Source organism: Methylopila jiangsuensis (genome assembly GCF_027922305.1).
Classification (GTDB): Bacteria; Pseudomonadota; Alphaproteobacteria; order Rhizobiales; family Methylopilaceae; genus Methylopila; species Methylopila jiangsuensis.
The window spans coordinates 649,924-670,755 of sequence record NZ_BSFK01000016.1 but is presented as its reverse complement, the minus strand read 5'-3'; the positions used below and the strand labels follow the sequence as shown (position 1 = coordinate 670,755).

Genomic DNA, 20,832 nt, shown 5'->3' with positions numbered 1-20,832 from the left:
GCGCCGTCTTCGCCGCGCGCCCTGTGCGGATCGGCTTTCAAGGGCTCGATGGCTCCGTTCCAGGCCTGCGTTCGAGCGTCGTTCGTCCGCCGGCCGCTCATTTCAGGCTCCCGAGATAGGCGGCGATGGCGGCGAGCTCCTCGCCGGGCAGATTGGGATAGGCCGGCATCTTGGCGCGGGGTTTCAGCGCGCCGGTCTCGCGAACGAAGCGGGCGATGTTGTCGGGCGTGTTGGCGAGCGTCGCCGCGCCGAGCGTGGCGCGGGCGCCGAAGCGGGTCAGGTCCGGCCCCACCTCGCCCGCCGCCTCCGTGCCCGCCACCCGGTGGCAGGCGCCGCAGCCGTGACGCAGGAACAGCTCGCGCCCCCGCGCCGCCTCGCCCTCGGGCGGCGACGGCGGCGTCGCCTGCGCGGCGAGCCAGGCCGAAAACGCCGCCTTCTCTATCGCCACAACGTCGAAGGCCATCAGCGCGTGGCTCGCGCCGCAGAATTCGGTGCAGGCCCCGCGGTAGGTTCCCGGCTTTTCCGCCTTCAGCACCAGCCGGTTCTCCCGGCCGGGAATCATGTCCACCTTGCCGCCGAGCGCGGGGATCCAGAAGGCGTGGATCACGTCGGGGCTCGTGAGACCGAATTCCACCCGTTCGCCCACCGGCACGCGGATCTCGTTGGCGGAGACGACCGCGGGCCCGTCCGCCGGGCGGTAGGTCACCCGCCACCAGAACTGCTCGCCGGAGACGTCGATCCGCAGCCCCTCCCCCGGCTCGCGCAGCTGCGGCATCAGCCCGAGGCCGAAGACCAGCAGCGCGGCGAGAACCACGGTCGGGAACACCACGCCGCCCCACAGAATCAGCCGCCAGCCGACCGCCTCCTCGTGCGGATCGGGCCGGATGCGGGTGGCGTAGACCGCGACGCCCAGCACCAGGCACCAGACCACGCCGGCCCCGATCGCCATGACCCAGAACAGGGTTGCGACCTCGCGCGCCTCGTGGCCGGCCGGATCGAGCGCCGACTGGACGCCGGAGCAGGACGACAGGCCGAGCCCGAACAGGGCGAGAGCGGGGAGCGTGAACCGGAGAGCGGCGATGGCGGGCCTCGATGGCGCGTCAGGGACGATGGGCAGCTAGCGCGCGCCCCGGCCCCGGCCCAGCCCCGATCCGACCAAATTTTCGACATGTTCCAGAAAAGACGCAGCCGGCTCAGTAGCCGAGCGCCACGCTCAGCAGCACCACGAGCCCGAACAGCGCCACCGCGCCGCCGGACAGGGTGTTGATGCGGCCGAGCCAGCGCTCGGCGATGCGCTCCCGCAGCCGGCTCGCGCCCATGGAGAGCATCAGCCACCAGGCCGCGCTGCCGATGGTGACGCCGAGCGTGAGCAGCGCCGCGGTCTCGAAGTCGCCGGGCTTGTCGCCGATGCCGACAAGTCCGCCGAAGATGGCGACGAAGCCCAGAAGCACGGCGGGATTGGTGGCGGTGAGCGCGAAGGAGGTGAAGGCGGCGTTGAACAGCGACAGCCGCGTGTCGTTGGCCGGCGCGGCGTTGGTGGAGCGGGGCGCATAGAGCAGCTTGACGCCGAAGGCGAGCATGATCGCGCCGCCCAGCACCTTGATGACGGCGAGATGCCCCTCGACGAAATTGGAGATGGCGGTGACGCCGAAGGCGGCCATTCCGGCGAACAGCACGTCCGCCACGAAGGCGCCCGTCCCCGCCGCCATGGCGGAGGCCGCGCCGTTGCGCACCGCCCGGTGGATGCACATCACGTTGACCGGACCGACGGGCGCGTTCACGCCCACGCCGATGGCGATGCCCGTCGCGATCAGCGAGACGTCGTCGATCACGAAAGGCGCCTCCTGAAGCGAATCGGGAGCGGAGCGTGGAGCCCGGCCAGCGGCCTACCTCTTAGGACGCCCCGCCAACGCGATGCAACATGGCGCCCCACCCGACGGGGACAAGCGGCGGCGCGCCGATCATCCGCGCGGCAGGGCGTCGAGGAAGCGCACCGGCTCGCCGGTTCCGGGCGCGGCGATCTCGCCCTCCCACATCACCCGGCGGCCGCGGATGACGGTCCCCACCGGCCAGCCCTGCACCGGGACGCCGTCATAGGGCGTCCACTGGCTGCGGGAGCCGATCCAGTCGTTCGTGATGGTCCGGCGACGCTTGAGGTCGACCACGGTCACGTCGGCGTCGTAGCCCACCGCGAGCCGGCCCTTGCGGGCGATGCCGAAGATGCGCGACGGGCCGTGGCTCGTCAGGTCCACGAAACGGGCGAGGCTGAGACGGCCCGCCGCCACATGGTCGAGCATGATCGGCACCAGCGTCTGCACCCCGGTCATGCCCGAGGGGCTGTCGGGATAGGCCTTGGCCTTCTCCTCCAGCGTGTGGGGGGCGTGGTCGGAGCCGAGCACGTCGACGATCCCTTGGGTGAGGCCCCACCAGACGCCGGCGCGGTGGGCGTCGTCGCGCACGGGTGGGTTCATCTGCGCCCGCGTCCCCAGCCGCTCATAGGCGTCCGAGCCCAGCGTCAGGTGGTGGGGCGTGGTCTCCACCGTCGCTACGTCCTTGAAGTCGGCGAGGAAGCGCATCTCCTCGGCGGTGGAGATGTGCAGCACATGCACCTTGGCCCCGTGCTGGCGGGCGATGGCGGTGAGGCGGCGGGTGCATTTCAGCGCCGCCTCCGGATCGCGCCACACCGGGTGGCTCGCGGGATCGCCGGGAACGCGCAGGCCCTTGCGTTCGGACAGGCGCGGCTCGTCCTCGGAATGCACAGAGACCCGGCGGCGGGTGCGCTTCAGGATCTCGGACACGCCCGCGTCGTCCGACACCAGCAGCGAGCCGGTGGACGAGCCCATGAAGATCTTGATGCCGGCCGCCCCCGGCAGGCGCTCGAGCTCGGCCACGTCCTTCGCGTTCTCATGCGTGCCGCCCACGAAGAAGGCGTGGTCGCAATGCATGCGGCCGCGGGCCGCGGCGAGCTTGTCGGCCAGCGCCTCGGCGGTCACGGTGAGCGGATTGGTGTTCGGCATCTCGAACACGGCGGTGACGCCGCCCAGCACCGCGGCGCGGGAGCCGGTCTCCAGATCCTCCTTGTGGGTCGCGCCCGGCTCGCGGAAATGGACCTGGGTGTCGATCACCCCCGGCAGCAGGTGAAGCCCCGAGCAGTCCACGGTCTCGCCGGCGGAGGCGCGGGCGAGGTCGCCGATCCCGGCGATGCGGCCGCCGCGCACGCCGATGTCGGCGCGGCGCTCGCCGTCGTGGTTCGCCACCACGCCGCCCTTGAGGATGAGATCGAAGGCTTCGGCCATCGCGGCCTCCCGGATGAAGGTTCGGCTTGAAGACGGGGCTCGCCGGGGCCTACCTTCGCGCGACCTCGAAGGCAACTGGCGGAAGGAGCTTTTCGCATGCGCGCCGCATTTCTCGAAGGCCGCGGGCTGCTGCGGGTCGGCGGCGCCGAAGCGGGCCCGTTCCTCGACAACCTGCTCACCAACGACGTTTCGGGCCTCGCGCCGGGACAGGCGGCCTACGCCGCGCTGCTCACGCCCCAGGGCAAGATCATCGCCGACATGATCGTCTCCCGCTCGGGAGACGGCTTCCGGCTCGACCTGCCGAAGCCGCTCGCCGCCGACGTGGCCCGGCGGCTCACGCTCTACAAGCTGCGCTCCAAGGTGGAGATCGCCGACGAGAGCGGCGCCTTCCGGGTGGCGGCGCTGTGGGGCGACGGGCTGCTGCCCGCCTTCGAGGGCGAAGCGGTTCAGGATCCGCGCCTGCCGGCGCTCGGCCAGCGGGCCTATCTGCCGGCCGGCGCCGCGCTTCCCGGCGGCCTGCCCGACAGCCTCGACGCCTGGCGCGCCCATCGGGTGGCGCTCGGCGTTCCCATCGGCGGGCTCGATTTCGTCTATGGCGACACCTTCCCGCACGAAGCCTGCATGGACCAGCTCAACGGCGTCAGCTTCAAGAAGGGCTGCTACGTGGGGCAGGAGATCGTGAGCCGCATGGAGCATCGCGGCACCGCCCGCACCCGCGTGACGCCGGTGCTGCTGGACGGCCGGCCTTCGATCGGGGAAGCGGTCATGGCGGGCGAAAGGACCATCGGCCGCATGGGCTCGTCGGTGGAGGGCCGCGGCCTCGCGCTGCTGCGCCTCGACCGGGCGGCGGAGGCGGCGGCCGCCGGCCAGCCGCTGATCGCAGGCTCCGCCATGCTGACGCTGGAGAAGCCCGCCTGGGCCCGCTTCGCCTATCCCGGCGAGGGCGCGGCGTGAGCGAAAGCGCGCCGCTGCACCCGGACGGCCATCGCCGCTGCCGCTGGTGCGGGACCGATCCGTTCTACGTGGCCTATCACGATGACGAATGGGGGAGGCCTGAGCGCGACCCCCGCGCGCTTTACGAGAAGCTGATGCTGGACGGGTTCCAGGCCGGGCTCGCCTGGATCACCATCCTGCGCAAGCGCGACGGCTTCCGCGCCGCCTTCCAGGGCTTCGACCCGGAGATCGTGGCCCGCTTCGGCGAGGACGACGTGGCCCGCCTGCTGGGGGACGCCGGGATCGTGCGCTCGCGCCTGAAGATCGAGGGCGCGGTGAAGTCCGCCCGCGCCTATCTCGCCATGCGCGACCGGGGCGAGGATTTCTCGGACTATCTCTGGGGCTTCGTGGACGGCGCGCCGATCGTGAACCGCTGGCGGGAGATCGCCGAGGTGCCGGCCTCGACGCCGCTGTCGGAGACCCTCTCCAGAGACCTGAAGCGGCGCGGCTTCACCTTCTGCGGCCCGGTGATCGTCTACGCCTTCATGCAGGCGGTCGGCATGGTGGACGACCACCTGACCGACTGCTTCCGCCACGGCGGCTGAAGCCTCGCGTCCAAAGGCGGAGCCACGACATCGTCATGCCCGCCGTGCGGCGGGCATGACGTGCGTTTCGAACGCCGGCTTCCGACGTTTGAAGAGGCGTTCAGCCCCCGAAGGTCGCCTCAACCGATCCAAGCTCCGCGAACTCCACCCGCACCCTCTGGCCGGGCTTGGCCTGCAGGAACGGCGTGGCGGAGCCGGTGGTCACCACGTCGCCCGCCTTCAGGAAGCGGTCGGTTCCCCGCAGGTGGTTCGCGAGCCAGACCAGCAGCCGGGTCGGGTCGCCCGCGGTGTTGCCGCCCTCGTGGTCGAAGACGATCTCGCCGTCCACCGACAGCCGCACCGGCAGCGCGCCGAGCGGCGTCGCGGGCGCCGCCGGGGCGGGCGCGCCCAGCACCAGCGCGCCGTGGCTCTGGCGATCCGCCACCTTCCAGGGCTTGGGCTGGCCGCGCCAGCCGTCGAAGGCGCTTTCCAGCACCTCGATCGCCGGGCGCCAGCTCGCCACCGCGGCCAGCACCTCGTCGGTCGCGTAAGGCTCGTCGCGGGCGGGAAGGTCGCGGCCGAGCTGCACGGCGATCTCGCCTTCCACCGCGCCGAGCGCATAGGCCGGCAGCGCCGCCGGGCCGTCGAACAGGGTGTCGGCGGTCAGCGCCCCGGCGGCGGGCGTCGCCTCCGGCGAGGCCGCGCCCACCTTCCAGCCGCGGATGGGGCCAAGCGCCTCGACCGCCGCGAAGTGGATCGCCGTGGCTTCCTCATCGTCGGCGATCTCGAAGGGCGGCGTCGCGAGACGCCGCCCTTCGCCGCGCGCGTCGGCCAGCAGGCGCACGGCCTCGGCGATCCTGCCGGCGCGGTCGGTCGGAAGCGTGGTCATCGGCGGATCCTCGGCTGGCCTTTGAGACGGCCCGCATTGGTCCTGATTTCAGGGGCCGCGTCGAGCCCCCGACGCCGCCGACGTCACCAGCAGCGACGCACCAGCCGCCCCCAGGAGTTCACGTAGGTGCGGCAGCGGCGCCGCCGGTAATAGCGCCGGGGACGACGGTAGTAGCCGTAGCGGCGGTGGCCGTAATGGCGCCTGTGGCGGCGGCGATACCTGCGGCGGCGGTGGTGCTGCGCGTTCTCCACGGAGGACCCGTCGGGCGCCACGCCGCCCTCGGCCATGTCCACGGGCTCCGCGGCGGGAAGGGCTTCGGCCGGGCGCGCGCTCAGGGGCGCGGCGCCTGCCGGGCGCGCCGCGAACACGGGCAGCGCGGCGGCCCCGCAGGCTCCGAGCAGCCCGAGGACCAGAGATCGTCGATCCATAATCGTCTCCTTGTCAGCCCCAGGGGGCCGACAGTGGGCGAGCGGTCGCGGCCTGTCTATGCGCGCTGCGGCGAGGTTCTTTCGGCGCCACGGCGAAGCGGGCCGCAGTCAGCGCGGCGTCTTACGCCGGCTCGCGCGCGCCCTCGAACAGGTCCCGGCGGCGGCCGAGCTCCTGGCCCATATAGTCCATGAAGGCGCGCACCCGGGCGCTCGCCCGCAGGTCCGGGTGGGTCAGCAGCCACAGCGAGGCGGGCGACTGGTTCGGCGGATCGAACAGCCGCACCAGCCCCGGCGTGGAGCAGCCGATGAAGCAGGGCAGCGGCCCGACGCCGATGCCGGCCGCCACCGCCTCCGCCATGCCGAGCACGGTGGAGAGCCTGTAGACCATCTTGCGCTCGCCCATGGTCTCCCGAAGCCAGCGCTGCAGCGGCGCCAGCATGTCGCCCGGCCCGATCCAGGGCAGGTCGGCGAGCTCCTCCAGCGTCGTCACGGGCGTGAGCGGCGCGGCGCCGTAGACCGCCCAGCGGATGTCGGCGAGGCGGCGGCCCACCAGCGTCTCGGGCGGGTTGGAGGTGGCGCGGATGGCCACGTCCGCATCGCGCTTTGACAGGTTGAGCGGCGCGTTGCCCACCACAACGTCCAGCGTGATGTCGGGATAGGCCTTGCGGAAACCGGCGAACAGGCCGGTGAGCTGGTGGATGAGCATGGAGTCGTTGGTGGTGATCCGCAGATCCCCCGCGGGCGCCAGATCCTGCCCCGACACCCGGCGCTCGAAGGCGAGGATGTCCTCGCCCATGCGCTCGGCGATCTCCACCATCTCCTCGCCCGCGGGGGTGAGCGCGTAGCCGGCGCGGCCGCGCTCGAACAGCCGGGCGCCGAGCCGCTCCTCCAGCGCGCCGAGCCGGCGGAACACCGTCGAGGCGTTGACGCCGAGCGTGACCGCCGCGCCCGCGAGCGAACGGCGTTCGGAGATGCATTTGACCAGTCGGAAGTCGTCCCAGGCGAGCATGCGGCGTCCCGGCGAAGAGAGATGTGCGCTGCCGCAAGGATGTAAGACAACGCAAGCCCCTTGTCTGCAGAATCGCAGAGACGGTCAGCGCAGCCCCACGCGCCGCCGCAGCCGCCGCCACAGGCCCGGCGGGCGTTCGGGATCGACCAGATCGGTCTCGGACAGCGCGTCCTCGATCTCGCCCACCTCCCGCGCCTCCAGCGGAACCAGCCGGCGCCCCTGTCCCGAAAGCGACTCGATCGCCCGGATCAGCGACCCCTCCCGCCCGATGGCGGCTGCGACCTCCTCCGGCGTGGAACCAAGATGCTCCGCCAGCAGATCGTCGCGCAGCCGGGCGATCGCGGCGCGCAAGGCCCCGTCGTCCCCGCCCGCCTCGATCGCCAGATCGCATTCGGTGTCGAAGCCCATGGAGCGGTTGTTGAGGTTGGACGAGCCGACCCGGATCAGGCGGTCGTCCACCACAAGGATCTTGGCGTGCACATAGATCGGCTCGCCCTCGGGCGTCGCCGGCCAGAAGATGCGGAAGCGCCCGTGCCGGTCCGCCCGGCGCACGACGCGCACCAGCTTGGCGCGGGCGGCGCCCATGGTGGCCTCCTCCAGCCATCCGTCCTGGGATTCCGGGTTGATCACCACGATCTCAGGCCCGTCCGGCTCGGCGAGCCGCCTGGCCATGGCCTCCGCCACCGCGCGGGAGGCGAAATACTGGCTCTCCACGTAAAGCGTGCGCCTCGCCGCGGCGATGGCCGCGAGCGTGAGGCGCTCGATCTCGACGATCTGCTTCTGGTCGTTGAAGGCGCCCACCGTGCGCGCCACGCCCACATCGACGCCGGTGAGCGTCGGCTTGAGAAACTCCGGCCAGGGATCGCAGGCGTCGCCGTCGCAGGCGGCCGGCTCCAGCGTCTCGCCGGTGGCGCGGCGCCAGCGTTCGCGGGCGAGATCGCCGAGCGCCCGCGCCGCCTCGCCGTCCACGCAGCATGTGGCGTCGTGCCAGGGGGGCAGCGCCCGGCCCCAGGGCGAGCGGCGGCGGTCGTCCTCTGCGCGGTGCTCCCGGGTGTCCCAGCGGCCGAGCGTCATGTCGATGCCGCCGCAGAAGGCCAGCGCGTCGTCGATCACCACGATCTTCTGGTGGTGGGCCGCGATCGGCGGATGCTCCGCGTCCATCTTCAGGGTGATGTTCTTCCGCATCATCCACTGCATCAGGTAGATCGGCGTCTCGCCCCGGCCGAGCGTCTCGATCAGGCTGAGGTTCCACTTCAGCAGGCGGATGCGCACCTCGGGCCGCCGGTCCGCGATGAACTTGAGGAACGGTCCCAGCCGGTTGGGGCCTTCGAGCGTGGCGCGTCCCGGCTCCAGCTCGATGCGGGAGTCGAAGTCCCAGCCGATCAGCGTCACCGAACGGCGCGCGGACAGGATCGCCTGCTTGGCGGCGCGGTAATAGTCCGCCGCGTCCACGATGAAGGCGAAGCGGTCGGCGCGGGCTTCGCGCCAGCAGGTGTCGCCCGGAACGAGCACGCGATCGGTCGGCATGGTGGTGAAGAGCCTCGGTGTCCGGCGCAGCGTTATAGCGCGCCCGCAGCCCACGTCCCGTCAGCCGCGGCCGAATCGCAGACCCGGCGCCGGACGCTCCTCCAGCACCTCGCGGCGGAAGCGGTAGAGCTGGGCCGGGCGGCCGCCGGTGGCGGTCTCCGCGGCGCCGGTGGGCTCCACCAGCGCGGTCGCCTCCACCAGCCGGCGGAAGTTCTGCTTGTGCAGATGGCGCCCCGCGATGGCCTCCACCGTGCGCTGCAGGGCGGTGAGCGTGAAGTCGCGCGGCATCAGCTCGAACACCACGGGCCGGTACTTCAGCTTGGCGCGCAGCCGCCCCATGGCGGTGGCGAGGATGCGGCGGTGGTCGTCGCGCAGGGCCTGACCGAGCCTGGGCGTGTCGGCGGCCGCGCGGGCGAGCGCCGCCGGACGGCCGTCGCGGCGGGCCTCCTCCACGAGGCCCGCCTCATAGAGCAGCTCGTAGCGGTCCAGCACCTTCTCCTCGTCCCAGGGCGCGCCGTCGAGGCCGAAGCACTGCCGGGCGCGCACGATGCGCGGCAGCGCCCGGCCGGTGACGGCCTCCGGCGCCTCGGCGGTCCAGCGTTCGAGCGCGGGCAGGATCGCGGCGTCCAGCATCTCGGGCCGGCGGCGGCGCCAGTCCTCCCACGGGAAGAAGGCGTACCAGGGCTGGAAACTCGCCCCGATCTTGGCCAGCTCCGCAACGTCCCTGGGCCGCCGGGTCAGCGCCAGATAGCCGATGGAGACCACATGGGGGGCGGTGTCGTCCGGCGAAGCGGCGCGGCCGCGATCGCCGAAGGTGTAGAGCTGCTCCACATAGCCCACGTCCAGCGCGGTCTGGCGGGCGATGGAGGCCCGCAGCGCGATCTCCAGCGTGCGCCGCGTCAGCGGATCGAACGGACCGGACGGCAGGCCGAGGGGCGTACGCGCGTCCGCCGCCTGCGCCACCAGGATGAGCGGCGCGTCGCCCTCCACCGCCACCACGGCGGCGGACAGGCCGATCTCGACGGTGGCGGCCGCGCTCATGACCGCGCCCCCGGCGCCGGAAGCCGGCTAAGCGCCAGCGCGAACAGCTCGCCCTCATACGCCTCCGCCCCGCGTCCCAGCGCGGCGATGGCCGCGCTCATGCGCCCGTCGCGCCCGAGCAGGGCGTCCGCCAGCGCCACGATGCGCGGATTGGGGGTGGCGCTGGGGCTGAGGCGCCGCAGCTCCCCGGCGATCGCGGCTTCGTCCATGTCCGGCCGGCGGGCGCAGGCGATGGCGTAGGCCATGGCCGGCGAGCGGCTGACGCCCGCGTAGCACTGCACGATCAGGGGCCGCGGATCCCGCGCCGCGAAGGCGAGCGCCGCCGCCACATGGGAGCCGTCCGGCGCCACAAAGCCGGAGCGCGGCGCGGCGATGTCGTTGAAGGCGAGGAGCAGCCGGTCCGCCTCGATCAGGCCCTCGGGCGCGGGCTCCGACGGGTCGGAGGTGAGGGTCAGCAGCCGCGCGTCAGGCGCGCGCCGGAACGCCTCCGCAAGGCGCGAGCGCGGGCAGACGATCACTTCGGCGTCCGTCGCACGCCCCTTCCAAGCCTCTGCGCTCAAAAGCGAAATCTCTCCAGCCTCACCGGAATTTGCCATCAGAGTCATCATATGATCACATCATCGCGCCGATCACGCATTCGCCATCTGGCGATCGGCGAAAGTCCGGAATTTCATGCGTGAAATCCCGTCATGCCCCAGCGGCGCGCCATTCCGGCCCCGCTCGGAAGAGAAGGACTTTTCCAACAATGGCTCAACTCGATCTTTCCGGCGCCCTCAGCTTTCTCGATCTCAACGAGGTCGCCGCAGGCGCGGTCGGCGCCGTGGGCGACCTCGTCGACACGGCCGGAGGCGTCGTCACCGACCTGCCGGTCGCGGGCGACGCGCTGGCGCCGGTGGTGGGCGGCGTCGGCGACGCCGTGCATGGGCTCGGCGGCGCGACGCTGGACGCGGTCGGCGCGGTGACCGATCTGGTCGGCGCCGAGGTCGCGACCGTGGAGGGCGTCGCCAACGTCGCGCTCGGCGCGGTGGACGACGTCGTCGGCGCGGTCGGCGGCGTCGTGGGCGATCTGCCGGTGGTGGGCGGCGTGCTCGGGCCGCTTCTGGGCGCGGCCTATGACGGCGTCGGCTCCGTCGCGGACGGAGCGCTTGGAACGGTCGACGCCACGCTCGGCGCGGTCGGCGGCCTGCTCGACGATCTCAACCTGTTCGGCTGAGCCTCGAAACGCGACGGCGCCGCTCTTTCCCCGAGGCGGCGTCGTCACGCGGTCAGCGCCGCGAAGCGCGCGAGAAAGCGCTCCGCGGCCTGATCCGCCGGCCACGGCGTCAGGTCCGCGTCGGCCGGCGCGCCCTCGGGCCGCCCGAAGACGCGGCGGGCCTCGGCGAGCGAAAAGCCCGCGAGCCGGGTCGCCTCCAGAAAGGCCGCGGTGCGGTCGGCCCGCTTCAGGATGCGGTTCACGGCGTCGCCCCGCTCCGGCGGCAGGCCGAAGCGCACGTGGATCGCCCGCATCAGCCGGTCCTCCACCGCCTTGTACTCGCCGCCCAGCACCGCCTTGAACGGGCTGATCATGTCGCCGATGACGTATTCCGGCGCGTCGTGCAGCAGCACGGCGAGGCGCAGCTCCGCGCCGCAGCCGGGCGAGAGCCGCGCGGCCACCTGCTCCACCAGCACCGAATGCTGCGCCACCGAAAAGATGTGGGCGCCGGCCGTCTGGCCGTTCCAGCGCGCCACCCGCGCCAGCCCGTGGGCGATGTCGGCGATCTCCACGTCGAGCGGCGACGGATCCAGCAGGTTCAGCCGCCGGCCGGACAGCATGCGCTGCCAGGCGCGGGGCTCCGGCTCGGGCCCGGGTTTCGAGGGCCCCGGTTTCGGAAGCCCCGGCGTCGCGCCGCTCACCGGAGGGTGTCTAGGGTTCCGCCGGCCTGGCCGCGCAGGTCCCGCAGCCGCTCGCCGTAGTTGCGGCGGCTCGCGGGATCGACGATCGCGATCGGCGCCGTCACCACCGCGCCCGCGGCGGAACCGGCGGTGGCGGCCACGCCCGCCGCCGCCTCGCCCACCCGCTCGCCGAGCGACAGCTCGCTGGCGGAGATTTCCTGCCCCGCCACCAGCCGTCCGCCGATGGCCTGCACCACCGCCGGGCTCTGGGCGAACTTGCCATGCGCCAGCGGATCGGCCGTCTTCAGGTCGGTGAGGTCGAAAGCGTCGATGCGCGCCTGCTCGAACTCGCTGCGGTAGGGCTCCGCCTTGGGGTCGATCGCGCCGAGGCGCGGCACCGCGCCGGCGATGCGGCTCGACACCTTCAGCGCCCGGTCGTCCCGGGAGACGAACACCGTGAAGCGCGGGCGCGCGTTGGGCTTGCCCATCTCGCCGAGCTGCTGCTTGAACACGTCCACGTCCACGTCCGGCGCCGCGAGGATGACGTTGCGGATCTTGGGCGCGATGCGCCCGTCGCGGATCGCCATCTGCCGCAGCGCCTCCATGGTGAGGAAGCTGCCCATGGAGTGCGCCAGCACCGAAACGTCCTTCACGTCCGGCTCGTCGGCGAGGCTCTGCAGCACCTCCTCCAGCGCGTCGCGGGAGTAGTTGGTGCTTTCGCGGTCGTAATTGTAGGCGAAGACGCTGGCGCGGGACGGCCAGGTGAACAGCGCAGGCACCGCGTCGGTGCGGCTGTCGTGCACGATCTGCGCGAAGCGGTAGACCGCGTCTTCGTAGGTGTTGTTGAAGCCGTGAACGAACAGCAGCACGTGGCGCTTGCCGCCGGCCTGCCGGCGGAACCAGACGCGGGCCTCGTCGCGGCTGACGGGCGTCGCCTCCAGCGTGGCGAACTCCTTGGTGGGGTCCGGCGGCAGCCGTTTGGGCCACTGCACCTCGCCGGCGACCCGGCCCGCGTCCGGCGGCACCGAAACGCCGATGCGGGTGAGCGAGATGCGGCTCGCCCGCTCGCCGGAGAACAGCACGCCGGGATCGGACGAGGGCTTGCGGGTGGTGGCGGCCATCAGCTCCACCCGGGATGCGCCGGGGGCCAGCGCCTGCGGCGCGATCGGCGTCAGCACGCCCACGGCGCGGCCGCCGCAGCCGGACAGACACGCGGCGAGCGCGAGGCACAGTCCAAGCGACAGTTTCCGCAACGCCATGCCATTCCGCCCGGTTCATTTTGCGTTCAGTTCGTCTAGCCCACTTCTAGTCGCGCGGCCATAGCGGAGGGCGGCACAGAGACCTGAGATGGAACCTCGCGTGGGCTCAGTGCGTTTCCGAAGTCCTCGCGCCGCCATCCGGCTAGGACGCCGCACGCCTATATCGACTTAAGAAGCATAAAAACCTGAAACGTCTTACGCTCAAAATGTAGAGTCGCCTTGGGCCGGCCGCATTCTGCGCTCAGACACAGACGAAATCATGGGGCAATACGCGCTCTTCACAGGAGAGCGCAGGCGGAAACGAACAAGGTTGATGATGAAAGCGACCCGATTTCTTCTCCTCGCCGGCGCCGCGCTTCCGGCCCTGGCTTTCGCGATCCCCTACTCCGCGCCGCCGGCCTTCGCGCAGGGCGTCGAGCGCGCGCTGGTGACGGCGCAGGCGGACGGCGAGCGCCCCGAGAGGCGCGAGCGTCCGGAACGCGGCGAACGGGCCGAAAAACCCGACCGGGCGGAGCGGCCGGAGCGTTCCGAACGTCAGGAGCGCCCCGATCGCGCGGAACGACAGGAGCGCCAGCCCAAGCCCGAGCGCGCGGAGCGGCCGGAGCGCACCGAGAAGCCGGACCGTCCGGAGAGGCCGGAGCGCGCCGAACGTCCGGACAAGCCCGTCCGCGCCGAGAAGCCCGAACGGGCGGAGCGTCCGGACCGCGCCGACCGACCTGAAAAGGTCGAGCGCCCGGATCGTCCCGAGCGCGCCGAGAAGCCGGACCGTCCCGATCGGGAGCAGGCCGGTCAGACGCGCGAGCAGCGCGTGCGCGAACTGCGCGAACGTCAGGAGGAGCGCAAGCAGCAGACGGACAAGGCTCGCGAGGACCGCAAGGACCCGACCGACAAAAAGGATCAGGCCGAGCGTGACCGGCCGGATCGGCGTGACCAGGCGCAGGACGGCAAGGAGTCCAGCCGGGAAGATCGCCTTCGCGAACTGCGGGAGCGCCGGGACCAGGATCGCAAGGATCAGGCCGACAAGGCCCGCGAGGACCGCAAGGACGCACGTGATCAGGCGGAGCAGGATCGCCGGGACCGTCGCGACCAGGCGGATCAGAACCGTGACGAGCGGCTGAAGGAGCAGCGCGACCGTCGGGACGACGCCCGCGACGACCGCCGCGACCGCGCCGACGAGACCCGCGACGACCGGCTGAAGGACCTCCGAGACCGCCGCGACGACGCCCGCGACGATCGCCGGGACGACCGGGACCGCCGCGACGAGGCCCGGGACCGCCGGGACGAGCGGGATCGTCGTGAGGAGGGCCGCACCGCCGATCAGGAGCGGCGCATCAACGACCTGCAGCGCCGCATCCGCGACGAGCGCCGCGACGCCCGCAGCGAGCAGGACCGCCTGAACGACCGCATCGACCGGCTGCGCTCGGAGCGGCGCGAGCGGCGCGAAGGCGACCGGGTGATCATCACCGAGGGCGACCGCACCATCATCCGCGAGGGCGGCCGCACCATCATCCGCCGGGACGAAGGCTCGCGCTTCCGCTACGGCGCGCGCGACTGGCGCGAGGAGCGGCGCGGCGACGAGACGGTGCGCATCTCGGTGCGGCCCGACGGCTCGGAGATCTACACCTATGTGGACGACGACGGCCGCCTGCTGCGCCGCTCCCGCCGCTACCGCGGCGAGGAGGTGGTGCTGATCGACAACCGGCCGCGCGGCCCCCGCAACAGCGTGTTCGTGCCGCTCGACCTGCCCCCGCCGGTGATCGACATCCCGCGCGAGGAGTATGTGGTCGACGCCGACCGCGCCTCCTACCGCCAGATCGAGACCGCCTTCACCGCTCCGCCGGTGCGCAAGCTGGAGCGCAAGTACACGCTGGACGAGATCCGCTACAACCCGCCAGTGCGCGACAGCGTGCGCAGCGTCGACATCGACTCGATCACCTTCGACACCGGCTCCTGGGACGTGCGCGACGACCAGATCACCAAGCTCGAGAACATCGGCCTGGCGATGGAGGACGCGATCAAGAAGGACCCCAAGACCATCTTCATGGTCGAGGGCTACACCGACGCGGTCGGCTCCGACGAGGACAACCTCTCGCTGTCCGACCGGCGCGCGGAGTCGGTCGCCGAGGTGCTGACCAAATATTTCAGCATCCCGGCCGAGAACCTGACCACCCAGGGCTACGGCGAGCAGTACCTCAAGGTGAAGACGGACGGCCCCGAGGAGCGCAACCGCCGCGTCGCCATCCGCAACATCACCCCGCTGCTGCAGACCAGCCAGAACTGACCGGTCGCGATCCGGCGCCCCCGCCGGGTCGCGCCCGCATCTCGGTGAAAGGCGCGCCCCACGGCGCGCCTTTTTCGTTCGCGCCTGTTTCTCACGCAGAAATCCGGAGCGCTCCACCCCCGGCGCCGCTGGTTGCGCTTAAAGCCCGCCCTAAAGTCTTCACGATGGGAAAACGCCGACGCGAGCGGCGTCCACGAGGGGAGATCGAAGCGCATGAGCGCATCCGACGTCGCAGCCACCACGGGTCCGGACGGCGAGCCCACGCTCGACCGCTCCGTCACGCTGTTCCAGATCACGCTTTACGGCCTCGGCTCCATGCTGGGCGCGGGCATCTACGGCCTCGTCGGCCAGGCCGCCGGCCAGCTCGGCAGCGCGGTGTGGATGGCCTTCGTCGTTTCGATGATCGCCGCCATGCTGACGGGCCTGTCCTACGCCAACGTGGTCTCCCGCCACCCCAAGGCCGGCGGCGCGGCCTATGTGACCCAGCGCGCCTACGGCATTCCCATGCTGTCCTACGTGGTCGGCCTCGCGGTGGTGTGCTCGGGGCTGACCTCCATCGCCACCCAGTCCAACGTGGTGGCGGCGAGCGTGCAGAAGCTGCTCGGGCTCGAGGCCGTGCCGGTCTGGGTTCTGGCCTTCGGCTTCCTGCTGATCGTCGCCGGCATCCTGCTGCGCGGCATCAAGGAATCCATGTATTTCAACGTGGTCTGCACCATCATCGAGGCCTCGGGCCTGCTGCTGGTGATCGCGGTCTCGGTGTCCTACTGGGGGTCCAACCCGCTGACCGAGTTCCCGCCCGAGACGAGCCACAACGGCGACATGGGCGCGATCGCGGTCCTGATCATGCAGGGCGCGGTGCTGACCTTCTTCTCCTTCATCGGCTTCGAGGACATGCTGAACGTGTCCGAGGAGTGCAAGGACGCGAGCCGCAACGTGCCGCTCGCCATCATCCTCGCCATGGTGGGCGCCACCATCATCTACATGGCGGTGGCGATCTCCGCGGTGTCGGTGATGCACTGGAGCGAACTGCCGAAGGAGCTGGCGCTGGTCGAGGTGGTGAAGCGCGCCGCGCCGTGGTTCCCACCCATCATCCTGTCGGTGGTCACCATCTTCGCCGTGTCGAACACGGCCCTCGTCAACTGGATCATGGGCTCGCGCCTGCTCTACGGCATGTCCCGGCAGGGGCTGATGCCGCAGGCGCTCGGCAAGGTGCACGCCACCCGCCGCACGCCCCACGTGGCGATCCTGACGCTGCTGGCGATCGTGATGGTCCTGTCCCTGCTCGGCGACATCAAGGCGCTGGCCCAGGCGACGGTGCTGCTGCTGCTGACCGTGTTCACGGTGGTGAACGTGGCGCTCGTGGTGCTGAAGCGTCGCCCGGACGAGAAGCCGGGCAAGTTCGAGGTGCCGATCATCGTGCCGATCCTCGGCGCCATCGTCTGCGGCTCGCTGATCGTGGTGCGGCTGTTCCAGGCCGGCGGCGTCGTGGCGCCGGCCATCGCCTTCGGCCTGATCGCGCTGATCGCGCTGATGTATTTCGTCACCGGCGCCGGTCGCGACCAGGAGCGTCTGCAGCGCTTCATCGAACAGGACGACGCGGCGGCGGAAGCGTGACCCGGAAGGCGGTGGGCAGGTGAAGGTCGCGCTCGTCGTCAACCGCTCCGCCGGGGCCCTGCTCGGGCGGAGCGACGCGGCGGAGGAGATCGCGGGCAAGCTCTCCGCCTCCGGCTTCGACGTGGTCGACGTTTTCGACGGAGGCTCCGGCGACGTGGTCGCGCGCATGGAGCGCGCCCGCGACTCCGGGGCGGAGGCCGTGGTCACGGCGGGCGGGAGCAGCAGCGTCGCCGCCGCGGCGCAGATTCTGGCGGGAACCGACATCGCGCTCGCGCCCCTGCCCTTCGGCACCATGAACCTGCTGGCGAAGGACCTGAAGCTGCCGCTGGACCTCGACGCCGCCATCGCCGCCATGGCGGACGGGGAGGTGCGCGCCATCGACGTGGGCGAAGTGTCGGGCCATGTGTTCCTGTGCAACTCCATGCTGGGCCTGCCGTCGCGGCTGGCGGAGCGGCGGGAGAAGGGCCGGGAGCACATGGGCGCGCTCGGCTGGTGGCGGCTGGTCGCCGCCGGGCTGAAGGGCCTCTATCGCTATCCGCCCATGCGTGTCGGGCTCGATCTCGGCGACGGCCCGGTGACGCTGCGCTCCAAGGCGATCGTGGTGGCGAACAACGCCTATGACGAGGGCTTCGGCTCCGTGCTCACCCGCTCCCGGCTCGACGGCGGCGAGCTGACGCTCTACGCCACCCGCAGGCTCAGCGTCTGGCCGCTGCTGCGGCTTTCGGCCCGCATGGCGCTCGGCGACTGGACCCGGGACGCGGATCTGGAGACCCACCAGGTGCCGGCGCTCACCGTGACCAGCCGGCGCCGGCTGCTCCGGGTGATGAACGACGGCGAGACCATGCTGCTGAAACCGCCGCTGCGCTACGTGATCCGGCCGAGGGCGTTGAAGGTGCTGGCCCCGCGCGTCGCCGACGGCGCCGAGCCCGCGCCCATGCTCACGGAGAACGCCGCGCCGTGACCCGTCTGGTCCATATGTCCGACATTCACTTCGACCGGGTCGATCCGGTGGTGGTGGAGGCGCTCCGGGCCGAGATCAACGCCGATCCGCCGGATCTGGTGGTGGTCTCCGGCGACCTGACCCAGCACGCCTACCGCCACGAGTACCGCGCCGCGGGCGCCTTCCTGCGCAGCCTGAAGGCCCCCGTGTTCGCGGTGCCCGGCAACCACGACATCACCTACATCCACCTCGCCCAGCGCTTCCTCGACCCTTACGCCCGCTGGCGGCGCTTCATCTCCCGCGAGATCGAGCCGACCTGGACCGACGACACCGTGGCCGTCATCGGCCTCAACACCGCGCGCCGCATGGCCTGGGGCTTCGACTGGTCGAAGGGGCGGTTCGGGCTGCGCCAGCTCCGGCGGCTGGAGAAGCGCCTCGCGGCGCTGCCGCCGCATCTCACCCGCATCGTGGTGGCGCACCATCCGCTGCACGCGCCCGAAAGCGCGCCCGATCTCGACGTGGTCGGCCATGCCGACGAGGCCGTGGCCTGCTTCCTGCGCAACAATGTGCGGCTCGTGCTTGCGGGCCACCTGCACCGCGGCTACGTGCATGTGCACGAGATCCCCGGCGAAGGCCGCCGCCCCATGAAGGTGGTCCAGGCCTCCACCGCCACCTCCACCCGGCTCCGGGGCGAGCCGAACGCCTATCACCGCCTCACCGTGGCCAAGGACGGCGTGGTGGAGCTGGAGGTGCGGGCCTGGACCGGCGAGCGCTGGGACGTGGCCCCACGCCGGCTTCAGGGCGCGCCTCACACGGCCTGGAGCGGGCCGCCGGAGGTGGCGGAGATCGCCGGCCGGGACCACTCGCCCGCCGGCCTCGGCTGACGCCGTCCGCCGAAAGCGCTGGATGCGCCATGCCGGCTGGGGCATGAGGGCGCCATAGCGACGCCCCGGATCTCCGCCTCATGACCGACTTCGGCGCCTACGGCGGCCTGTTCCTCGCCGCCCTGCTCGCCGCGACGCTGCTTCCCGCCCAGTCCGAGGCCGCGCTCGCCGGGCTGATCGCGCTGGGGCGGCAGCCGGTCTGGGCGTTGGTGGCGGTGGCGAGCCTCGGCAACGTGCTGGGCGCGCTGATCAACTGGCGGCTGGGGCGTGAGGTGGAGCGGTTCAGCGGCCGGCGCTGGTTTCCGGTCTCGCCCGCAGGCCTCGACCGCGCCGCCGGCTGGTATCGCCGGTTCGGCCGCTGGTCGCTGCTCCTGAGCTGGGCGCCGATCATCGGCGACCCGCTCACCCTCGTGGCCGGCATGCTGCGCGAGCCGCTGGGGAGTTTCCTGGCGCTGGTCACGCTGGCGAAGGTCGGGCGCTACGTGCTGCTGGCGCTGGCCGTCACCGCCGCCTGAGCCTCAGCGCAGGACGCGGCGGTGCAGCGTCCAGCACGGCGTCAGCGGCCGGGCCTCGAATTCGGCTTTAAGCGTCGCCGCGAACCACGGCGTCATGGGCTCCGCGCCCGGCGCCTGCACGATCAGGCAGGTGGGCTCGAACACCGTGTCCGCGCCGGCGAGATAGGCCCGCGCCTGCTCCGGCGTCATGGGCGCCACGGTGCGGCCCACGTCATGCACGATCCACGTTCCCACCGCCGGCCGCGCGTCGAGCGCCAGCCCGAACAGGTCGACGCCGGACAGCGTCATGACCCGGCCGAACGACGCCGCCTCCCCCGCGGGCAGGCGTTTCAGCGCCTCGTCCACCGTGCGCCACTGCGCCAGATAGAGCGTGTGATCCGACAGCCGCACGCCGTCGGCGGCGATCCGGCGGGCGGCATCGCCCGTCTCGCCCTCAAGTCCCCACAGCGCGGCCTGCGCCTCCTGCGGCCTGAGCAGGCCTTCGGCCACGGTGGCGCCCGGCAGGTAGCGCTGGACCATCTCCACCGCGATCGGAGCCCCGAGCCGGTTCAGCGCAGAGGCCGCGGCGATCTGGAACGCCAGCACGGCGAGCGCGCCGGCCGTCAGGGTGACGAGCGCGGAGGCCGCCGCCAGCTTCGCGCCCCGGGACGCGCCGCCGATCAGGCCCGGCGCGAACAGCAGGCCCGCCGCGGCCACGAAGCCGAGGCCGCCGGTGGCCTGGCTTTCCTGCAGGTCGAGCGCCAGCGCCCCGGCGGCGACCGCAAGCGGCGTGGCGAGCGCCTCCGCCGCGCCCCAAAGCGTCAGCTTCCGCGCCCGCGCATCGCTGAAACGCTCCCAGAGGCTCGCCGCGATCAGCAGGCCGAGCAGGGCCTGCGCGAAGAAGGTCTTGAAGATGAAGGACGCGAAGAAATAGATCGCGCGGCCGGAATTGACCGCGCTCATCTCCCGGATGTCGCCGACGTAAGCCGAGACGATTCCGGTCGACGCCTCCAGCGCCGCCAGCGCCACGGCTGCGAGCGCGAGCCCCAGCGCCGCGATCTTGCGCCAGTCCGCTCGGAACACGGCCAGCGCCAGAACCGGCGCGAGGATCACGCCGAGCGTCACGATCTTCAGGAAGAAGCCCAGCAGCAGCGCATAGGCCATAAGGCCGCCGTCCACCGCCGCCGACCGCGTCCCCCGGCCGAAGACGAGCGCGAACCAGACCAGCGCCAGCCCGCTCGCCAGCCGGTTGTAGCTGGCGTGGAACGAGATCCCGTAGAAGTCCGACATGAACAGGTCGATGGGCGCCAGCGTCACGAGCGCGGTCAGCCCCAGCAGGGCGAGCGCGGCGACGCGGCCCGGCGCCCGCGCCATTGCGGCGATCAGCAGCGGCGCCAGCAGCAGAAAGCCGACCAGCTGCGCGCCCATGAGCGGCGGCAGGCCCGGCCAAAGCCGCGTGGCCCACAGATAGCCGAGATAGGGCTGGACCCCGGTCGGAAGGTGAAACTCCGCGTGGGGCGCTAGGCCGGCGGCGAGGCGGCGGGCGCCGTCCTCCAGAAACAGCAGATCGTTCGCGACCGCGCCGGCGGAGATGTGCGGGAAGAGGCTCCAGACCGCGCCGTAGACGACAGCGACCAGGGCGACCGCCAGCGCCGCCCATGGCGCGCGCGCGCCGTTCGAGATGTCACGCATGGTCCACGCCGTCCGGCCTCCGGGGAGCCCGAGTGGCGCGCTCCTCATGGGCGCCATCGTAACGGTCCCGAATGGCCGGACCGTAAACG

Annotated in this window: 20 protein-coding genes; 8 read left to right on the top strand and 12 right to left on the bottom strand. The window is 72.0% G+C overall.

The features are described from left to right. Positions 1–97: 97 nt before the first annotated feature. From coxB to PKE85_RS16000, 3 genes are all read right to left on the bottom strand, one after another. Positions 98–1,030 carry a cytochrome c oxidase subunit II gene (gene coxB / locus PKE85_RS16010; RefSeq protein WP_271206087.1) on the bottom strand — a complete coding sequence of 311 codons (933 nt, stop codon included), beginning with the start codon at positions 1,028–1,030 and terminating at the stop codon, positions 98–100. A gap of 163 nt (positions 1,031–1,193) precedes the next feature. Then, the gene (locus PKE85_RS16005; RefSeq protein ID WP_271205762.1) at positions 1,194–1,832 is read right to left on the bottom strand and encodes a LysE family translocator; all 639 of its coding nucleotides are present in this window, start codon (positions 1,830–1,832) and stop codon (positions 1,194–1,196) included. Positions 1,833–1,961: 129 nt separating this feature from the next. Then, positions 1,962–3,296 carry a dihydroorotase gene (locus PKE85_RS16000; protein WP_271205761.1) on the bottom strand — a complete coding sequence of 445 codons (1,335 nt, stop codon included), beginning with the start codon at positions 3,294–3,296 and terminating at the stop codon, positions 1,962–1,964. A gap of 96 nt (positions 3,297–3,392) precedes the next feature. Here PKE85_RS16000 and ygfZ point away from each other — a divergent pair, with 96 nt between their 5' ends. Both ygfZ and PKE85_RS15990 read left to right on the top strand, forming a co-directional pair. Beyond that, complete coding sequence (ygfZ, locus tag PKE85_RS15995; RefSeq protein WP_271205760.1) at positions 3,393–4,250, top strand: CAF17-like 4Fe-4S cluster assembly/insertion protein YgfZ; 858 nt, start codon at positions 3,393–3,395, stop codon at positions 4,248–4,250. Further along, positions 4,247–4,834 (top strand): DNA-3-methyladenine glycosylase I, encoded by a 588-nt coding sequence (locus tag PKE85_RS15990; RefSeq protein ID WP_271205759.1) that lies wholly within the window; start codon positions 4,247–4,249, stop codon positions 4,832–4,834. The genes ygfZ and PKE85_RS15990 overlap by 4 nt, the downstream gene beginning before the upstream one ends. A gap of 100 nt (positions 4,835–4,934) precedes the next feature. Here the strand turns inward: PKE85_RS15990 and PKE85_RS15985 are convergent, their stop codons facing one another. The 6 genes from PKE85_RS15985 to PKE85_RS15960 form a co-directional block, all read right to left on the bottom strand. Further along, positions 4,935–5,702 (bottom strand): 2-keto-4-pentenoate hydratase, encoded by a 768-nt coding sequence (locus PKE85_RS15985; RefSeq protein WP_271205758.1) that lies wholly within the window; start codon positions 5,700–5,702, stop codon positions 4,935–4,937. A gap of 83 nt (positions 5,703–5,785) precedes the next feature. After that, complete coding sequence (locus tag PKE85_RS15980; RefSeq protein ID WP_271205757.1) at positions 5,786–6,130, bottom strand: hypothetical protein; 345 nt, start codon at positions 6,128–6,130, stop codon at positions 5,786–5,788. 121 nt (positions 6,131–6,251) lie between these two features. Beyond that, the gene (locus tag PKE85_RS15975; protein ID WP_271205756.1) at positions 6,252–7,139 is read right to left on the bottom strand and encodes a LysR family transcriptional regulator; all 888 of its coding nucleotides are present in this window, start codon (positions 7,137–7,139) and stop codon (positions 6,252–6,254) included. An 84-nt stretch (positions 7,140–7,223) separates the two neighbouring features. After that, positions 7,224–8,666: a phospholipase D-like domain-containing protein gene (locus PKE85_RS15970; protein WP_271205755.1), complete on the bottom strand. Its 1,443-nt coding sequence runs from the start codon at positions 8,664–8,666 to the stop codon at positions 7,224–7,226. A gap of 60 nt (positions 8,667–8,726) precedes the next feature. After that, complete coding sequence (locus tag PKE85_RS15965) at positions 8,727–9,707, bottom strand: NUDIX hydrolase (RefSeq protein ID WP_271205754.1); 981 nt, start codon at positions 9,705–9,707, stop codon at positions 8,727–8,729. Further along, a complete protein-coding gene (locus PKE85_RS15960; RefSeq protein ID WP_271205753.1) occupies positions 9,704–10,267 on the bottom strand; it encodes a tyrosine phosphatase family protein in 564 nt (187 codons plus the stop codon). Before PKE85_RS15960 ends, PKE85_RS15965 begins: the two co-directional genes overlap by 4 nt. A gap of 185 nt (positions 10,268–10,452) precedes the next feature. On the opposite strand from PKE85_RS15960, the gene PKE85_RS15955 reads away from it, so the two are divergent. Beyond that, the gene (locus PKE85_RS15955) at positions 10,453–10,920 is read left to right on the top strand and encodes a hypothetical protein (protein ID WP_271205752.1); all 468 of its coding nucleotides are present in this window, start codon (positions 10,453–10,455) and stop codon (positions 10,918–10,920) included. 44 nt (positions 10,921–10,964) lie between these two features. Here PKE85_RS15955 and PKE85_RS15950 read toward each other — a convergent pair whose 3' ends face one another. Together PKE85_RS15950 and PKE85_RS15945 are read right to left on the bottom strand one after the other, a co-directional pair. Continuing rightward, positions 10,965–11,519, bottom strand: a complete 555-nt coding sequence (locus PKE85_RS15950; RefSeq protein ID WP_271206086.1) for an HD family hydrolase — start codon at positions 11,517–11,519, stop codon at positions 10,965–10,967. Positions 11,520–11,596: 77 nt separating this feature from the next. Beyond that, positions 11,597–12,838, bottom strand: coding sequence for an alpha/beta hydrolase (locus PKE85_RS15945; protein WP_271205751.1), 1,242 nt, complete (start codon positions 12,836–12,838; stop codon positions 11,597–11,599). 313 nt (positions 12,839–13,151) lie between these two features. Between PKE85_RS15945 and PKE85_RS15940 the strand changes: the two genes are divergently transcribed. The 5 genes from PKE85_RS15940 to PKE85_RS15920 all read left to right on the top strand — a co-directional run bounded on the left by PKE85_RS15940 (position 13,152) and on the right by PKE85_RS15920 (position 19,072). Next, positions 13,152–15,119 carry an OmpA family protein gene (locus PKE85_RS15940; RefSeq protein WP_271205750.1) on the top strand — a complete coding sequence of 656 codons (1,968 nt, stop codon included), beginning with the start codon at positions 13,152–13,154 and terminating at the stop codon, positions 15,117–15,119. 213 nt (positions 15,120–15,332) lie between these two features. Further along, positions 15,333–16,733, top strand: coding sequence for an APC family permease (locus tag PKE85_RS15935; RefSeq protein WP_271205749.1), 1,401 nt, complete (start codon positions 15,333–15,335; stop codon positions 16,731–16,733). Between the two features lie 19 nt (positions 16,734–16,752). Continuing rightward, on the top strand, positions 16,753–17,694 hold the full coding sequence (locus PKE85_RS15930; protein ID WP_271205748.1) for a diacylglycerol/lipid kinase family protein: 942 nt from the start codon (positions 16,753–16,755) through the stop codon (positions 17,692–17,694). Next, positions 17,691–18,557, top strand: coding sequence for a metallophosphoesterase family protein (locus tag PKE85_RS15925; RefSeq protein ID WP_271205747.1), 867 nt, complete (start codon positions 17,691–17,693; stop codon positions 18,555–18,557). The genes PKE85_RS15930 and PKE85_RS15925 overlap by 4 nt, the downstream gene beginning before the upstream one ends. An 80-nt stretch (positions 18,558–18,637) precedes the next feature. Continuing rightward, positions 18,638–19,072, top strand: coding sequence for a YqaA family protein (locus tag PKE85_RS15920; protein WP_271205746.1), 435 nt, complete (start codon positions 18,638–18,640; stop codon positions 19,070–19,072). A 3-nt stretch (positions 19,073–19,075) separates the two neighbouring features. Here PKE85_RS15920 and PKE85_RS15915 read toward each other — a convergent pair whose 3' ends face one another. Beyond that, on the bottom strand, positions 19,076–20,743 hold the full coding sequence (locus PKE85_RS15915) for a hypothetical protein (protein WP_271205745.1): 1,668 nt from the start codon (positions 20,741–20,743) through the stop codon (positions 19,076–19,078). Between the last annotated feature and the right edge of the window lie 89 nt (positions 20,744–20,832).

What these genes read in the sequence shown, in the direction of transcription:
- PKE85_RS15915 (WP_271205745.1), bottom strand. Translation starts at nt 20,743, where the DNA reads ATGCGTGACATCTCGAACGGCGCGCGCGCGCCATGGGCGGCGCTGGCG.
- PKE85_RS15965 (WP_271205754.1), bottom strand. Translation starts at nt 9,707, where the DNA reads ATGAGCGCGGCCGCCACCGTCGAGATCGGCCTGTCCGCCGCCGTGGTG.
- ygfZ (WP_271205760.1), top strand. Translation starts at nt 3,393, where the DNA reads ATGCGCGCCGCATTTCTCGAAGGCCGCGGGCTGCTGCGGGTCGGCGGC.
- PKE85_RS15950 (WP_271206086.1), bottom strand. Translation starts at nt 11,519, where the DNA reads ATGCTGTCCGGCCGGCGGCTGAACCTGCTGGATCCGTCGCCGCTCGAC.
- PKE85_RS15945 (WP_271205751.1), bottom strand. Translation starts at nt 12,838, where the DNA reads ATGGCGTTGCGGAAACTGTCGCTTGGACTGTGCCTCGCGCTCGCCGCG.
- PKE85_RS15975 (WP_271205756.1), bottom strand. Translation starts at nt 7,139, where the DNA reads ATGCTCGCCTGGGACGACTTCCGACTGGTCAAATGCATCTCCGAACGC.
- PKE85_RS15920 (WP_271205746.1), top strand. Translation starts at nt 18,638, where the DNA reads ATGACCGACTTCGGCGCCTACGGCGGCCTGTTCCTCGCCGCCCTGCTC.
- PKE85_RS15985 (WP_271205758.1), bottom strand. Translation starts at nt 5,702, where the DNA reads ATGACCACGCTTCCGACCGACCGCGCCGGCAGGATCGCCGAGGCCGTG.
- PKE85_RS15935 (WP_271205749.1), top strand. Translation starts at nt 15,333, where the DNA reads ATGAGCGCATCCGACGTCGCAGCCACCACGGGTCCGGACGGCGAGCCC.
- PKE85_RS16000 (WP_271205761.1), bottom strand. Translation starts at nt 3,296, where the DNA reads ATGGCCGAAGCCTTCGATCTCATCCTCAAGGGCGGCGTGGTGGCGAAC.
- PKE85_RS15970 (WP_271205755.1), bottom strand. Translation starts at nt 8,666, where the DNA reads ATGCCGACCGATCGCGTGCTCGTTCCGGGCGACACCTGCTGGCGCGAA.
- PKE85_RS15940 (WP_271205750.1), top strand. Translation starts at nt 13,152, where the DNA reads ATGATGAAAGCGACCCGATTTCTTCTCCTCGCCGGCGCCGCGCTTCCG.
- PKE85_RS15955 (WP_271205752.1), top strand. Translation starts at nt 10,453, where the DNA reads ATGGCTCAACTCGATCTTTCCGGCGCCCTCAGCTTTCTCGATCTCAAC.
- PKE85_RS15980 (WP_271205757.1), bottom strand. Translation starts at nt 6,130, where the DNA reads ATGGATCGACGATCTCTGGTCCTCGGGCTGCTCGGAGCCTGCGGGGCC.